This window comes from Actinomycetota bacterium (assembly GCA_028698215.1).
GTDB lineage: Bacteria > Actinomycetota > Humimicrobiia > Humimicrobiales > Humimicrobiaceae > Halolacustris.
Window position 1 is genome coordinate 58183 of sequence record JAQVDY010000002.1, and the last position, 15786, is coordinate 73968.

Consider the following 15786-nt stretch of genomic DNA (forward strand, 5'->3'; position numbering starts at 1 on the left):
GGCAAACAATGAATTACCAAAAAAAAATGGTGGTAGGTTCCAGCTGGAAGATATATTTTAAATCTATTACCAAGTCTATAGAATACATAGAGGTTTTGGGGAAAAATCTAGATTTTGTGGATGAGTCCAAACTGGAAATATACACCTTACCGGACTTTATATCCCTGGGGGCAATTTCAACCTTGGAGCGTAATCCTCTTATCCATCTGGGTGCCCAGGATATGTTCTGGGAAGATCAAGGCCCATATACCGGTGAAGTATCACCTTTATTGCTAAAGGATATTGGGTGTAAATATGTTTATATCGGCCATTCAGAAAGAAGAATATATTTTGGTGAAAATGACCATACTATTAACCAGAAAGTTCTGGCTGCCTACAGAAATGGTTTGATCCCCATTCTACTGGTGGGTGAAACTTGGGAGGAATATAAGGCAGGACAAACTGCGGAAGTTTTAAGACAGCAGCTGGGTATTGCTTTGGAAGGCATTCCTGCTTCTTTTCTTAAAGAACTGGTACTGGTCTATGAACCCCGGTGGGCTATAGGCAAAAAAGAAACTGCTTCCCGGGAAGTAATCCAAAAATCCCATCTATTGGTACAGGAGGCTATTGGTCAATTATATGGCCAGGACATGTCTTCAGTGGCCAGGGTTATATATGGGGGAAGCGTTAACTATGACAATAGCCAGGACATAATAAAAATTCCTGAAGTGGATGGCTTGGCCATAACCAGGGGTGCTTTAGACCCTGCAGAATTTGTAAAAATTATAAAATTAGTAGCACAGGAAGCAGGGGAGCGTGCGGGTAGAAACAATCAGGGTTAAAAAAAGCAAGCCGGTAGATGGCCTGATCAGCAATCCCCTTAAATGCCGAAAAGGTGAGCTTAAGTTAGTTTTGCTGGGAACCGGGAATCCCTTTGGAGGATTTTACCGTACCCGTCCAGCCAGCATACTGGTAGCCGGAAGTCATTATTTTTTAATAGATTGTGGCAGCGGGGCCGTACAAAGACTTCTGCAGGCGGGGGTATTTCCTTCCCAGGTAAACCATTTATTTTTTACCCACCATCATGCGGACCATAATGCTGGTTTTATAGATTTTGTCTATACCAGCTGCTTCCCCCGGGAAGTGCCAAGAAGGGAACAAAAATTGATGGTACTAGGACCTACCAATACGGTTCAAGTATTAACCAAGATGCGGGATTCCCTTGATTATGATTTTAGCACCAGGCCTTCTTTTACCCCGGAGGTAACAGAGATAGAGTATAAGCAGTCTAATGGAGGGCTGGTCTACCAACAGGATGATGTTAAGGTGTTTGCCTTTGAGGTGGACCATGGCAATTACAGCCCTGCAGTAGGCTACCGGTTTGAATACTTGGGGAAAGTGGTGGTTTTCTCTGGCGATACCAGGCCCTGTGAGGGTATAAGGCGTTACTCGAAAGGTGCCCATATCTTGGTGCATGAATCCTATAACCCCCAATTCGTTAAACTTGCTGGAAGTATTTATGGCAATAGCGATACGGCTGTCATTATTAATAATGCCCAAAAAAAGCATACTTCGGTTCAAGAGGTGGCCCAGTTAGCTGCCCAATGCCAGGTAAACCACCTGGTGCTTACCCATCATATACCCTCCATTACCCCTGCCCGGGAAGTGGAAAGGGAATATATAAAGGGGATGAAAAAGATTTTCAAGGGGCCTATTACCGTAGGCAGGGATTTAACCTTAATATCTTGAATTAAGGTTAACAAAATATTTAAATAAAGTGAAAATATAGATAGTTTATGGAGGAATAGATGATTATAGGGATCAGCAGCATGATTTTGGGAGACCAGGAGAAAATACTGGACAGGGATGAGATAAGCTTTTTGGCAGGTTCAGGCTTAAAATATTTAGAACTATCCAACTATCATAAACTGGATGAGAGATCTATGGGATTTTTAAAGGATTCCGGGATAGCTTTATATTCCATACATGCTGATTATAATGATTGTGATATTTCAGAAACAAACTTAACAATCAGAACCAAAGGCATGGAGGATGCCTTGTCCAGGATAGATATAGCAGCCAGGTGGGGAGCAAAGATTTTGGTCGTACATCCTGGAGGATGGTTTGATGACCATTCCGAAGGTGAAAGAACCCTAAACTGCATGGAAAGCCTGGTCAGGATATGCAACTATGCAGAACCAAAGGGGATTAAAGTGGCAGTGGAAAATCTGCCCATGGGGTTTTTCGGAGAGGATTTAGAAACCTTAAGCTGCATACTTGCTGAGGTTAGAAAAAAGGTAAATAGGCCAGAAAATATAGGGATATGCCTGGATACCGGGCATGCTCATTTAACTGAAAATCTATATGATATATTGTCAGAGTTTAAGGATTCAATCTTTACCATGCACCTACAGGACAATAATGGGGACCAAAACCGCAGTAAAAAAGACGCTTTGGATGACCTGCACCTGCCTCCGGGGCAAGGTGGCATAGATTGGCGGCGTTTTTTTATTACTTTGGAGGATATAGGCTACAGGGGGGCTATTATCTTTGAGCTTAAAGGGGATTCCATAAAAGGCCAGGACAAAAATTTTATTATGGGTAAGCTTAGGGAATTCTTAAGCCGGGAACCCTATTTTAGAAATAAGATAAGGTAGGTTAAGGGTAGAATTCTAAGGAACAAGCTGGGAAATTACATTATTTTTACTTTTCGTGCTGATTGTTAAACGATTAAATCTTTGATACTATTTTAATTAAAGGTAAGTTAAAAATGGTTAAAAGAAGTACTTTTGTTTGCTGCAGAAGCATTTAAATAAGCTGTTTTTAACTAAAAATTAAGCATTTCCTTATCTGACAGCAGCAGGCATATTAATAAAATTTATAGGTCCTTTTTATCATTATTATCAATTAGATTTATCCCTAAACAAGGAGGAACAGTGAATAAAAAATTTACCAGGAAAGAAGTTATTGAAAGGTTAAAGCAATCCATAAAGAAGAAAAAAGCAATCCTATTGGCCAGTGCCGGGGACGGTTTTACTGCCAAATTGCTGGAAAAAGGCGGAATTGACTTAATAGGACTATATAATACCGGAGTATATCGGCATTACGGCATAGGTTCACTTTCCGGCCTTCTGCCCATAGGCAGGAACAATCAAATGGTTCTAGATTATGCCCCTTCGGTCATACAGAGACTTAACGGCACCCCTCTGGTGGCAGGATTTTGCGCCCAGGATCCAGCTACTTTATGGGAGCAGTTATTTCGGGAGATAAAGGATATGGGAATTATCGGGGTCCAAAATTTCCCTACAGTAGGATTAATTGATGCCGGCTCAGTATTCAGGATGAATTTGGAAGAATCAGGCCTGGGTTTTGATCAGGAAGTTGAAATGCTAAGACTGGCCCATAAGATGGACCTTTTTACAGTGGGCTATTGCTTTACCCCGGATGAAGCTAGAGCGGTTGCTGAAGCAGGAGTGGATATTGTTGCTGTTCACTGTGGATGCACAACGGGAGGTCTTACCGGGGTTAAATCAGTAATGACTATCCAGGATGCCATAGGTATCACTAATGAATTTATAGAAATTGCCAAGGAAGCCAGGCCTGAACATGATTTTATGGTTATTACCCATGGGGGCCCAATGGATAATGTGGAAAATTCCCAAAAAGTGCTGGCTGGTACTGAAGCTGTAGGTTATACCTGCGGTTCCAGCATAGAAAGAACCGCGGTAGAGCCTGTGCTGATAAAAGCTACCCAGGAATTTAAGAATATGGATATAAATGTACCGGACTGGTTTAAATTGTAGGCCGGCGGTTAAATTAAGATTAAGGTTAAGCATAAAAAAATTGCAAATGGAGGCTTAAATGTTAATAGATGCTCATACCCACCTGTGGCCTGGTGACGAGACCACGCCTTCAATGGTGGCTTATTTGAAGAAAAGAAATATCTGGGATCCTTCCAGCAGGGCCTTAACAGCAGAAGGTTTGCTGGAAGTAATGGATAAGGAAGAAATTGAAATCAGCCTGGTTGCCGGTATATCTTTAAAGACCGGGGCTGATAATGAGGTATACCGAAAAGTAAATAATTACCTGGCATCAGAGATAAATAAAGGCAACCAACGTCTTTTGGGATTAGCAGTAGCTGATCCTTTAGGGGGCCAGTCTTCCCTGGACCTTATTAAGGAATTTATTGAAGATTTTGGTTTTAAGGGATTAAAGCTGCACCCTTCATTTCAGGAATTCTACCCCCATGACCAAAAGCTATATCCCTTGTACGAATTAATGGAAAACTATAGGCTGCCAATTCTTTTCCACACCGGTTATATAGGTATTGCCCCCTTTAAAAATTATTATTCCATGCCGGAATATTTGGATCAGGTAGCCGGAGACTTCCCTAATCTTACCATATTGCTGTCCCATGCAGGTAAGCCCTGGTTTGACGATACTGCAGTCATGCTCAGGAAGCATGCTAATGTGTATGTGGATGTTAGCAGTAATATGGGGCGGCCACAGGATTTAGCCTATAAGCCTATGGAAGAATTCTTATATAAAGTAAAGATATGGGTAGGTAATTTTGACCGGTTACTGTTTGGTTCGGACTATCCGTTATATGACCAGAGGGACACCTTATCTGCTATATACAGAGCGGCTGATTCTCTAAACCAAACTTATAATAATTTTATTTCAGATGACGATATGGAAAAAATATTTTACAGAAACAGTCAAAAATTAATAGATTCGTGGGGGTAAAATGGCAAAGAGATATTCAAGAGAAGAAATACTGCAACAGCTTCGGGAGCAGGTTAGCAACAATAAAGCCGTATTTATGTTTGGAGCAGGCATAGGGCTTACTGCCAAATGTGCAGAATTAGGAGGGGCGGACCTAATTGGCCTTTATTCGACTGCCTTTTGGAGGATGATGGGTACTTCTTCCCTTATGGCCTGGTTGCCTTATTCCAATGCTAATGACGAACTGGTAAAATATTCAAAAGCCATTCTTCCCGTGGTCAAGCATACACCATGCATAGCGGGCATAGGTGCCCATGATCCTACCAGGGACATAAATTTATTTGTAGATGAGATTATGGATTTGGGTTTTTCAGGAGTCAGTAACGAACCTTTTGTTGGTATTTATGGAAAAGGTTTTGCCGATATGCTGGAAAATGCGGGGATTGGCTTCTCCCGGGAAGTAGAATTGATTAGGATAGCACACCGCAACAATATTTTTACCCTTGCCTGGACGTTCGATGCTGGCCAGGCAGAAAGAATGGCGGAAGCAGGAGCAGATGTAATTGGGGCTATGATTGGTTTGACTGCTGGTGGTTTAAGCGGAGCCAAGGATACCATAACACTGGAAAGTGCGGTCCGGGATACCCAAGAGATTTGCAAGGCTGCTCAAAAAATAAACCCTGATGCCATTATTATTACCCACGGGGGACCATTTGAAGACGTAAAAACGGCTCAATATTCTATTTTGCATACAGATGCGGTGGGTTATGCCTCTGGTTCCAGCGGAGAAAGAATTCCTACCGAAAAGGCAATTATCGATATTACTAAAGAGTATAAGGCAATGAGCACTGGTTAATTTTTGCCAGGTATGTTTTAAGGCTAAATTTTAGTAAACTGGCTCTGTAGCCTGGGATGGAATGGCTAATAAAAGGTATGTCTGGAATAGGGAAGGTTAGCCTTATTTATATATACCTGTTTATTTTGTAGAATAAAAATGTTTATTAATATTAAAGCTGCCCATATCAAGATATGAATGATGCAGAGTTTCTAAAGGAATTAATACGACGTAAGAATAGTATTGACCGCAAAGAAAAATTTGAACAGTTCTTTAAATTTATATTTAACAATATCCGCGATGGCATCAGTATCCTGGATGTAAATTTGAATATAATCGGGGTTAATTCCCTACTGGAGAACTGGTTTTCGCATAAAATACCTTTTATCGGGGAAAAATGCTATAAAATATATCATAACCGGCAGGAACCATGCGTGGGATGCCCTACCTTAAAAGCAGTACAGCAAAAACGTACCATAAGGGGGATAATGCCTTACGATGAGCCAGAGAAAGAAAAAAACTGGCATGAGATTTATTCCTTTCCCCTATACAATGAAAATAATGAAGTGGAAGCTATTATCGAATATATTAAGGACCCTACTGAAACTTCCAGCTATAAAAAAGCAGTGAATGATTTAAAGCAGAAACTGAATTTTCAAAAACAAACTATTTCTGATCAGGAAACAGCCTTAAGAGTCCTGATTAATCAATCTAAAAAAACCGGGGACGATGTTTCCAAGAACATGATTTACAATATAAATATTTCTTTAAAACCAATAATCCATAGTCTAAAAATAAGGTTAAAGGATAAGGAAGAACTAAAATATTTAGAAATCCTGGAGCAGAGGCTGGATAAGATTGCCTCTCCTTTTTTAAAAAGGATAAGTTCCCAGGAATATAATTTAACTCCCACTGAGATACAGGTAGCAAAACTTATAAGGGAAGGTAATAAAATAAAGGATATTGCCAGCATGCTGCAGGTTTCGGTAAAAACGGTATGCTTCCATAGGATGAATATCAGAAAGAAACTCAAGCTGGTAAACAGTAATGCTAATCTCCAGACCTACCTTAGTAAATTAAATTAGTGCTAGTTTATTACTAGTAATTTCACTTAAATAGACCAGTATTTACTATACAGGCTATTATGTTAGAATTTTTATTAGTAAAAAAAGCTTAAATTATCCAGGCATAAAATTAATAAAATCAAATCTAGGGGGGACATATGAGCAACAAAGATACCGCTCTGGCGCAACCAATCAAGATAGGTAAAAGGACGGCTAAAAACCGGTTTGTCATCCAGCCTATGGAATGCGCAGATTCTAGTGATACCGGTGGGTTTTCTGAAAGGTCACTAAGGCGTTACCGAAACTTGTTTGAAGGTGATGCAGGGGTAATAGTTTTTGAATCTATTACCATGCAGTATGATAGCAGGGCACGAAATGCCCAAATAAGCCTACAGCCGGGAAACAAGGACAACATCAAGGAATGGGAAAATTTCATTAAGGAAATGAAGAAAATTAACCCTGACCCATTACTGATAGTCCAGCTTAACCACTCTGGTGAAGTATCTGGCAGCTCCTTTTCTAAAAGAGTATGTGTTAAGCCCCTCCATGGCTTTGGGGGAGAAGTTATTGGTGAGGATTACGTAGAAGACACTATTGATTTGTTTGTAGAAGCATCCAGGATTTTATATGAACTGGGGGCTGACGGGGTAGATTTGAAGTTCTGCCATGGTTATTTTGGTTCTCAGGTATTGAGACCATATAATGACCGAAAATGGAAATACGGCGGACCCTGGGAAAACAGGAGAAGATTTGCTTTTGATATGGTAGAAAAAGTTAGAGACTTGGTGGACGATAAGTTTATAGTAGGCTCCAAGGTATCCATGTGGGAAGGATTTCCTGGAGGACAGGGTACCGCAGGTCCAGATACCGGAATTATCGATTTAACTGAATCCATTGACCTTTGTAAAGGCCTGGAGGAAAGGGGAGCAAACTTTATACTTGAATCTACCGGCAACCCTTCAGTAACCATGGAGCTACACATGCCCTACAGGAAAAAACCGGATGACGTATACCTGCACTTTACCATGGCCAAAACTATTAAGGAAAATGTGGGCAAAGACATGGTAGTTATGGGCGGTGCATATTCTGTTCTCAACGACGGGCATAATTTCTTGCGTGCAGTACAGCCTGAATGGAATTCACTCTTCCACTGGGGTAACTACAATATAGAGCACGGATATGCCGATATGGTTGCTTTGGGAAGGCAGTCCTTAGCCGATCCCAAACTTCCAGCTAAATATCTGGAAGACAGGGAAGATGAGATTAAATGGTGTGTTGCCTGTGACAAATGTGTTGAACTGTTAATTAGGCAGGAAAATGTTGGCTGTGCAGCACATTACAGGGAATATACTGATATTCTACGAAAAGCCAGGAAAGAACAAGGCACATTGAGGGCTAAGGTAACTGCTGAAGACTAAACAGCAGTAATTTATATCTAAAACTGATAGACCCCTAGCTCCCCTTAAGACCTAATATGGTTTTAGGGGGAGCTTTTATTTGGTGGTCCCTGATGGACCATCTTGATATTATTGTCTATTATCATTATTCTAGCTTTGATGTTAAAAATAATATTAGGGGAGACGTTAAATTATGGCCGGAACCTGTAAAATATGCGGCAGCAGAACAACTGAGTTAAGGTGCCAACCCTCCAAAATAATTTACCATGTATGCAGCAATTGCCAGTATATCTGCAAAGATGATGCTTTTTTAGTATCTGATATCGAACAGAGACAAAGATATCAACAGCATAATAATTCATTAGGTAACCCTGGATACAGGGCTTATTTTAATGATTTTATCCAAGCGGCGGTAATTCCTTTCTGCAATGGAAAGAATGGGCTTGACTTTGGCAGCGGCCCTTCTCCGGTTTTGGCATTAATACTGGAGGAAAAATATGGTTTTATGATGGATACCTATGACCTTTTTTTTGCCCCGTTTAAAATTTATGAGGATAAAAAATATGATTTGGTTACTGCTACTGAAGTGGTAGAGCATCTGGCCAACCCCTTAAAATATTTCAGATTATTTAAAACCTTATTAAAGCAGGACGGCCTTCTTTCGGTAATGACGCAATTCCATCCTTCAGCCAGCAGTAAATTTTTGAAGTGGTATTATATCAGGGATATTACCCACATATCTTTCTATACTTTGGATACCATGAAACATATCGCGGAAATATTGGGTTTAATTATATTGTACACTGATAACCAAAAATATATTTCTTTTAAAACATCCTGACCTTAAAACCGGCTTAAAGCAGTAGCAAGGCCGCCCTGGCAAAAAGCTTGTCTACCGTATCCTGGTCTGTAGATAATATTTCAGCTATAATTGAAGGCGGAGTTTTTAAAAAGTCCTGTATGGTATATATGTTACTTTCAAACAGCTTTTGTTTCTCTTTCTTTTTTAATTCCGGCAGTATGGAAATAGGGTAAAGTTTCTTGTATTCAATATAATATTCAAGGTTTTTCTCTTCAGGGTAATGCCAAGCAATAAGGTTCAAATTTACACATTGTGCATATTTAATAGCTTCAGTAGTACATTTGGTATTAGTAGCCAGCCAGGCTTGTGAAAATTGATAGGGATGGGAGTTATGGCGGTTTCCCTTCTTAAGGTCCAGAAACCTGGCATAGATATAAAGTACGGTTTTCAAGTCACTTTTGCTGCCAGGGTGGTTATGGTATTTACACTCCACCATGAAATGCCCTTGGTCTTTATGGGCTATCACATCAATTTCATGTTCAACACAGAATCCTTTGACTATGGTGCCCACCTGGGTTTGGTAACCATAATGCTCCATCAGTTTTGCAAAGTACCTTTCAAAGGTAAAACCGGTAGGACCTATATCCATAATGGCTTCCTTTAAGGTATATTTTATAGCGGCTACCGGTTGCTTTTTTTTCAATTGGTGTAAGACCAGGCGGTAGATATCTTTAGATTTTGATACCTTTTGCAAATTTTTCTCAATATAAGCTATTATATATTCGACAATTTCAGGCTCTGTGCCTGCTTTCAGAAGGGATCTCCTTATTTTTCCCTTACTGTATAATTCCTTTTCTCCATCTTTTTTGATTATGTATCTGTGTTCTGTCATATCCCGGCTTCCATAAGCTTGATTTTTCGGATTTTCTCCATTTTACAGGTGGCGAACAATATATTCAACTTAAATTATTTACAGACAGCCTGGTTCAAGGTTGTTTTAGAAAATAACCATGGTTTTTATAGGGCAAATGTGCTTTAGGTTAATTAGCCTGTTGATAATATCCTGAAAATATTTATAATTTTTTTAGCAATACTTAATATCCTTTTACCAAAGGGGTGCTTTATGCTTAAACCTGAAGATTTCTTTGATCTGGAACAAAATTACCTCAAGGCACTGTTTGATGGGTGCCAGTATGTATGGGAAGGCCTAAAAAATATAAGGAGTTTTATTAAAGCAAACCTAAATCCCAATGTAGCCGGAATTAGAAAAGGGTCATCTTTTGTAAGCAGTGACCGGGTGCTTTATAAGGGCAGGGTAATAGAGGAAGGCTTGGAGATTGACAGCAGCCGGAACCAGGTTATAGAAAAGGGCCAAATTCTAGAGGGCGCTACCATTATTTATGCCGGTGCCTGTCTTATGGATGATAATATTTGTATAGGCCAGGGCACAGTAATAGAGCCTGGAGCCTTAATAAAAGGCCCTGCCATTATTGGTGACTATAATGAGGTCAGGCAGGGTGCTTATTTGAGGGGAAATGTAATAGTAGGCAATCACTGTGTAATAGGGCATACCACTGAAATGAAAACTGCAGTTATGCTGGGAGAAAGCAAAGCGGGGCACTTTGCCTATATCGGGGACAGCATATTGGGTAGAGTAAACCTGGGGGCAGGTACCAAACTGGCTAATTTAAAAATAATTGATTCTAATGTAGTCCTAAAAATCAACGAGAAAAATTATGATACGGAGCTGCGGAAATTCGGGGCTATCCTGGGAGATGGGGTAGAGACAGGCTGCAACAGTGTAACTTCCCCGGGAAGTTTGCTTTCAAAAGATGTCCTGCTTTATCCCAATACGACAGCCAGGGGATACTATGCACCCCTTAGCATTGTCAAGAATAAGCAAGTTCACCACATACAAGAGAGGAAGTAGGTTATGGGAAAATTATTTGGGACAGACGGCATAAGAGGGGTGTCTAACCGGTACCCCATGACTCCGGGTATGGCTATGAAAATAGGGCAGGCAGTAGCCCATATTTTAAGAAGAGACACAAAAGAGCATAAAGCCAGAATAATAATTGGCAAAGATACCAGGCTTTCAGGCTATATGTTTGAGAATGCACTGGCTGCGGGCATTACCTCCATGGGGGCCGACGCTATTTTGGTGGGCCCCATGCCTACCCCGGGCATAGCCTTTTTAACTACCAATATGGATGCAGATGCAGGGATAGTGATATCAGCTTCCCATAATCCTTTTGAAGATAATGGAATAAAAGTCTTTTCTAAAACCGGTTTTAAACTTAATGACCGGCAGGAAGACCAGATCGAGCAGCTGGTGTTGGCGGACCAGCTGGATAATTATCTGGCTCTGCCGGAAAACATTGGCAAAGCCTACCGGGAAAAAGATGCCCTGGGAAGATATATAGTTTTTCTTAAACATACCTTTCCCCGGGGCCTGAATTTAGAAGGGATGAAGATAGTTACCGATTGTGCCCATGGCGCTACCTACAAGGTTGCCCCATTGTTGTTTAGTGAGATGAGAGCGGATATAACTGCCATAAATGTAGAACCTGACGGTACTAATATAAACCGTGGATGCGGAGCATTGTATCCACAATCACTAGCCCAAGAAGTATTAAGGAAAAAAGCAGATATAGGGCTTGCCTTCGATGGAGACGGGGACAGGCTAATTGTAGTGGATGAGCAGGGAAGCATTGTAACCGGAGACCAGCTCCTGGCCATATTTGCCCGCTGGTTAAAAGAAGAAGGTCACCTATCCCGCGATACCTTGGTTACCACGGTTATGAGCAATATGGGACTAACCCTGGCTATGGAAAAACTGGGAATAAAACAGATACAGGCAAAGGTAGGGGACAGGTTTGTATTGGAAGAGATGGTAAAAGCCCAGGCAATTATTGGGGGAGAAGACTCGGGGCATATTATTTTCCTGGAGCACCACACTACTGGAGACGGCATGCTCTCAGCCCTGCAGCTCTTAGCGGTTATTAAAAAAGCAAAAAAACCACTGTCCCAATTAAAAACAATTATGGAAGTGCTGCCCCAGGTTACCATAAACATAGAATTGGATAGCAAACCGCCATTAGAACAGCAGCCTGAAATAATGAGCTGTATAAAACAGGTGGAAAAAAATCTAAAGGGGCAGGGAAGGGTGCTGGTAAGGTATTCAGGGACCCAGTCTTTATGCCGGGTGATGGTAGAAGGACCCACCAAGGAGGCAACCCAGGGATATGCCCAGGAAATTGCAGCAAAAATAAAGAGTATATTGGGTTAGGCTTTTAGGTACAAACCCCGGTGAAAGCATGAAGGATTTAACTGGTATTTTAAGTGGCGGCCCTTTAACCGGAAAGGAGCTGCTGCAAAAAAGCGGCTGCCGGCCTCTTGAAATTTGGAGGCAATGCAACCGCAGTCCTGGTATAATAATGAATATTACCGGTAACCGGTATCTGCGCTTGGATAAGAAAATCACAGGTTACGGCCGGCTTTCCCCCTCAATTTTAAGGGAATTCCTCACCTACACTATAGTGGGCTTAAGCCAGGATAAGGCTTTAATAGAAAAAAAAGCGGCAGCTTTGAGCCAAGAAATAGAAGACATAAGCACCAGCAAGATGGAATTAGCCCAATCTATCATAGACCATATTATAAGCGGCCACCATCACCCTGAAAAATTAAGGCAAAAAATTTCCTGTATCATTGCTGGAGATGTGGTGTATAACATGGCCCATGCAGAAAATAGGCCTGAATCTTCTACCGGTGAAGTTATAAGGGGTTCTGATTTGGATATAATAATTGTAACTGAAAATGCAGGTACAAGCTTAGCAGAGGAACTGGACCAAAAAATATGGGAGCAGAAATACTATTACATGAAAAACCCTGCCTACAGGGAAGAATTGGACTATATCATAAAAGATATGGAAAAGGTTAAGCAGCAATTAAGTTTTGATAGTTTTAAGCATATGGTAGCTTCTAAAATCCTGGATGAGGGTAAGTTTTTAGCAGGAAGTTATAGCATGTTTGAAAGAATAAAGAGCTTGATAATTCAATTTGAAATCCCCAGGAAACTAAAAATAATGGAGCAAAGGGCGGCCAGGGACCGGCAGATGGCCATACGGTTATTGCTGGATGAAAATAGTAATATGTCTGACCAAAAATATAGCAGATTGTTTTTTACCACTGAAGAAGCCGATGAAATATACTGATCCTTATCCTTTTTTAGCCAGGCTTAAAGACCAGGTTAGCCCTGATGCTGCGGATTCATCTAAAATAATGGTAACTTTTCCCGGATGAAGCTGCAAGGCAGAGGCAGTAACCTTGGAGGTGATTGGACCTTCAATGGCCTCAGCGCAAGCCTTGGCTTTGTTTTGGCCGCATACAATCATTACCGCATGCCTGCTTTCCAATATGGTTCCCACTCCCATGGTTAGGGCAAAACTAGGCATGTTTTGTTTGGCCACCTTAGCCTTTTTATAAAACATCTCATAATTATCCTCCAGGGTTTTGGCATGCAGGGGGTGTACCCTGGTCCTGGAAGCTAAGGATGAACCGGGCTCATTAAATGCAATATGCCCGTTCCCGCCAATACCCAGCAGCTGAAGGTCTATCCCTCCTGCTTCTATTATCATCTTTTCATAGTCTTGGCAATGTTTGTCCGGGTCTGGGGCCAGTCCGTTAGGTATATGAATATTTTCCGGTTTTAGGTTTATATTTGAAAATAATTGCTCATGCATAAAACGGGCATAACTTTGATCCTGGCTATAGGGCAGACTAAGATCCATGCCTATGCCCAGGTACTCGTCCAGGTTAAAAGTTTTTACCTGGGAGAAATCCAGTTGCTGCTGCTGGTATTTTCTAATTAATTCTTGGTAAGTACCCATGGGGGTGCTGCCGGTAGCCAAACCCAGTACGCAGTCTGGCTTAGATTTAATAGCCTCTGCAATCATATCTGCTGCTGTTTGGCTCAAATGATTGTAATCCGGGGTAATTATAAGCTCCATTGCTCTCCTTTGTTTTGCGTCTTTGCATTATCATCTAAGATAATAAATAGATGTGTTTAATTTTTTTATTTTTATATAATAAAATGAAAATATCAAGACGTAAGTTTTATAAAAAGGACAAACAGGGTTTAATTATATGAAACAAGATGCCAATATAGTGGGCATAGGGGGAGGTACCGGGCTTTCCACTTTGCTAAGGGGACTAAAGCTGTGGACTAAAAATGTAGCAGCCATTGTTACTGTTACTGATGATGGAGGGAGCTCAGGTAGGCTAAGGAAAGATTTTAATATGCTGCCCCCGGGAGATATAAGGAATTGCCTGGCATCATTGGCTGATTCCAGGTCCTTTCTGCCCGAACTGTTCCAATACCGTTTTAAGGGAAGCTCTAATCTTTCCGGCCATTCTTTTGGCAACCTCATGATAGCGGCGTTAAGCGAGGTAACCGGCAGTTTTTCCAAGGCTGTTTTGGAAGCCAGCCGTATCTTAAATATACAGGGTAAAGTCCTGCCCTCCACTTTAGAAAATGTAGTGCTGGGAGCCAGGTTCAGTGATGGCAGCACCAAGTGGGGGCAAACCAGGATCGTCAGTTACCGCCAACCTATAAAAGAGGTCTTTTTAAAACCCTCTTTCCCCCAGGCCTATAAAGGGGTTATTGAGGCCTGCAGCCAGGCAGAAGTTATTATACTGGGCCCGGGAAGCCTTTTTTCCAGTATAATACCAAATTTACTGGTACAGGGAGTGGCGGAAGCTATTAAGAATTCTTCAGCAAAAAAGCTATATATATGCAATATAATGACTCAACCGGGAGAAACGGATGATTTTAGTGCTTTGGACCATGTAAGAGAAGTGGAAAAATATTTAGGTGGTTATTTGGACTATATCCTTTTTAACTCTGCCCCTATACCGGAAAATCTTTTAAGCAGGCATGCCAAGCACTGGTCCTATATGGTAAAAGATGACTTGGCAGGCAGCCAAGTTAAGGCTGAAGTAATCAGGGAAGGGCTTTTTGGCGGAAATGAATATATTAGGCATGACCCGGCAAAAACTGCCCAGACCATATTTGAAAGAATATAGGATAATATTCTGCTTAAGTATTGAGTTACCTCAGCAATCCTACTGGGGCTAAGTAAATAACGAATTCTTCCTGTCCGTCTACCCCTATAAGCTTATCCATAAGTTCCTGATGATATGCTGCCACTGCACAGGTCCCGGCGTGAATGCATTCACAGGCTAAATAAAGATTTTGGCATACATGGCCCGCATCTAAGGCAATAACTTTATGGGAAGCCTTGCCATACCTCCATTCAGTCCGGTAGGGAATAGCAGTCCATACTATTACTGCAGCGGCAGTTGTAATAAAATGCTGCCCCAAAGTAGCAGGTACCAATTGATGGGCCAACTGCTGTGAACTGTACCGGCCAGTATTTATCAAACCATGCTCCAGGGGCCGGTACAAATATATTCCTGTTTTTAGGCCCTTAATATTAAGGGCACATATATAGGTCTCGAAAGGATGGCGGTTGCCGGCAGAAGGAGTGGTCCTTAGCACTACCTTGCCTCTAGCTGCCCTTACTCCCTGGGTGGCCCAAAGCAGAAAAGACAATTGATCTATGCTAATACTTCTATCTGCGTAGCGCCTTCGACTTTTTCTATGGCTTATGGCTTCAATTACTGTCATGTCTTCTATTTCCGCCCATTTTTTAGGAGGGGGAAGGGGTATTAATGTACTATTTTTGTCAATTTCCTTTTGCAGGGCGGGAGCCTTTATTCCCAAATTTTGGTCAGTTTTAGAGAAATCGGTATTGAGCCTTAAACTGTCTTTTAAAAAATAACGGTATTTTTGCATAGATTTACTATTTTCCATAGTTATACCTTTTTAATTATGGCATAAAAGAAAGGTTAAATAAATGAATTGTAGTTATGGAATACATTTTTAAAAATTAGTTGAATTATTTTATACCATTAATATGATAT

16 protein-coding genes are annotated in these 15786 nt (G+C 41.1%); 13 read left to right on the forward strand and 3 right to left on the reverse strand.

The window, feature by feature from the left end:
* The first annotated feature begins 8 nt into the window (after positions 1 to 8).
* The 9 genes from PHN32_01170 to PHN32_01210 all read left to right on the forward strand — a co-directional run bounded on the left by PHN32_01170 (position 9) and on the right by PHN32_01210 (position 8841).
* On the forward strand, positions 9 to 821 hold the full coding sequence (locus PHN32_01170) for a triose-phosphate isomerase (GenBank protein ID MDD3776206.1): 813 nt from the start codon (positions 9 to 11) through the stop codon (positions 819 to 821).
* Positions 796 to 1728 (forward strand): MBL fold metallo-hydrolase, encoded by a 933-nt coding sequence (locus tag PHN32_01175; GenBank protein ID MDD3776207.1) that lies wholly within the window; start codon positions 796 to 798, stop codon positions 1726 to 1728. The genes PHN32_01170 and PHN32_01175 overlap by 26 nt, the downstream gene beginning before the upstream one ends.
* A gap of 59 nt (positions 1729 to 1787) precedes the next feature.
* Positions 1788 to 2636, forward strand: coding sequence for a sugar phosphate isomerase/epimerase (locus PHN32_01180; protein ID MDD3776208.1), 849 nt, complete (start codon positions 1788 to 1790; stop codon positions 2634 to 2636).
* A 279-nt stretch (positions 2637 to 2915) separates the two neighbouring features.
* Positions 2916 to 3782: a phosphoenolpyruvate hydrolase family protein gene (locus tag PHN32_01185; protein ID MDD3776209.1), complete on the forward strand. Its 867-nt coding sequence runs from the start codon at positions 2916 to 2918 to the stop codon at positions 3780 to 3782.
* Between the two features lie 58 nt (positions 3783 to 3840).
* Positions 3841 to 4725 carry an amidohydrolase family protein gene (locus PHN32_01190; GenBank protein ID MDD3776210.1) on the forward strand — a complete coding sequence of 295 codons (885 nt, stop codon included), beginning with the start codon at positions 3841 to 3843 and terminating at the stop codon, positions 4723 to 4725.
* Position 4726: 1 nt separating this feature from the next.
* On the forward strand, positions 4727 to 5560 hold the full coding sequence (locus tag PHN32_01195) for a phosphoenolpyruvate hydrolase family protein (GenBank protein MDD3776211.1): 834 nt from the start codon (positions 4727 to 4729) through the stop codon (positions 5558 to 5560).
* A gap of 173 nt (positions 5561 to 5733) precedes the next feature.
* Positions 5734 to 6624 (forward strand): LuxR C-terminal-related transcriptional regulator, encoded by an 891-nt coding sequence (locus PHN32_01200; protein MDD3776212.1) that lies wholly within the window; start codon positions 5734 to 5736, stop codon positions 6622 to 6624.
* A 137-nt stretch (positions 6625 to 6761) separates the two neighbouring features.
* The gene (locus PHN32_01205) at positions 6762 to 8021 is read left to right on the forward strand and encodes a 2,4-dienoyl-CoA reductase (GenBank protein MDD3776213.1); all 1260 of its coding nucleotides are present in this window, start codon (positions 6762 to 6764) and stop codon (positions 8019 to 8021) included.
* A gap of 172 nt (positions 8022 to 8193) precedes the next feature.
* Complete coding sequence (locus PHN32_01210) at positions 8194 to 8841, forward strand: class I SAM-dependent methyltransferase (GenBank protein MDD3776214.1); 648 nt, start codon at positions 8194 to 8196, stop codon at positions 8839 to 8841.
* Between the two features lie 13 nt (positions 8842 to 8854).
* Here the strand turns inward: PHN32_01210 and PHN32_01215 are convergent, their stop codons facing one another.
* Positions 8855 to 9694, reverse strand: a complete 840-nt coding sequence (locus PHN32_01215) for a restriction endonuclease (GenBank protein ID MDD3776215.1) — start codon at positions 9692 to 9694, stop codon at positions 8855 to 8857.
* Between the two features lie 231 nt (positions 9695 to 9925).
* Between PHN32_01215 and PHN32_01220 the strand changes: the two genes are divergently transcribed.
* Genes PHN32_01220 through PHN32_01230 form a run of 3 tightly spaced genes read left to right on the forward strand, consistent with a single transcriptional unit; the run spans position 9926 to position 13016 of the window.
* Complete coding sequence (locus tag PHN32_01220; protein MDD3776216.1) at positions 9926 to 10732, forward strand: glucose-1-phosphate thymidylyltransferase; 807 nt, start codon at positions 9926 to 9928, stop codon at positions 10730 to 10732.
* 3 nt (positions 10733 to 10735) lie between these two features.
* Positions 10736 to 12091, forward strand: coding sequence for a phosphoglucosamine mutase (gene glmM / locus PHN32_01225; GenBank protein ID MDD3776217.1), 1356 nt, complete (start codon positions 10736 to 10738; stop codon positions 12089 to 12091).
* 28 nt (positions 12092 to 12119) lie between these two features.
* A complete protein-coding gene (locus PHN32_01230) occupies positions 12120 to 13016 on the forward strand; it encodes a hypothetical protein (GenBank protein MDD3776218.1) in 897 nt (298 codons plus the stop codon).
* Between the two features lie 3 nt (positions 13017 to 13019).
* On the opposite strand, the gene nagB is transcribed toward PHN32_01230, so the two are convergent.
* Positions 13020 to 13811, reverse strand: a complete 792-nt coding sequence (gene nagB / locus PHN32_01235) for a glucosamine-6-phosphate deaminase (protein MDD3776219.1) — start codon at positions 13809 to 13811, stop codon at positions 13020 to 13022.
* Between the two features lie 136 nt (positions 13812 to 13947).
* Here nagB and PHN32_01240 point away from each other — a divergent pair, with 136 nt between their 5' ends.
* Positions 13948 to 14886 (forward strand): YvcK family protein, encoded by a 939-nt coding sequence (locus PHN32_01240; GenBank protein MDD3776220.1) that lies wholly within the window; start codon positions 13948 to 13950, stop codon positions 14884 to 14886.
* A gap of 25 nt (positions 14887 to 14911) precedes the next feature.
* Here PHN32_01240 and PHN32_01245 read toward each other — a convergent pair whose 3' ends face one another.
* Positions 14912 to 15676, reverse strand: a complete 765-nt coding sequence (locus tag PHN32_01245; GenBank protein ID MDD3776221.1) for a SagB/ThcOx family dehydrogenase — start codon at positions 15674 to 15676, stop codon at positions 14912 to 14914.
* Positions 15677 to 15786: the final 110 nt, after the last annotated feature.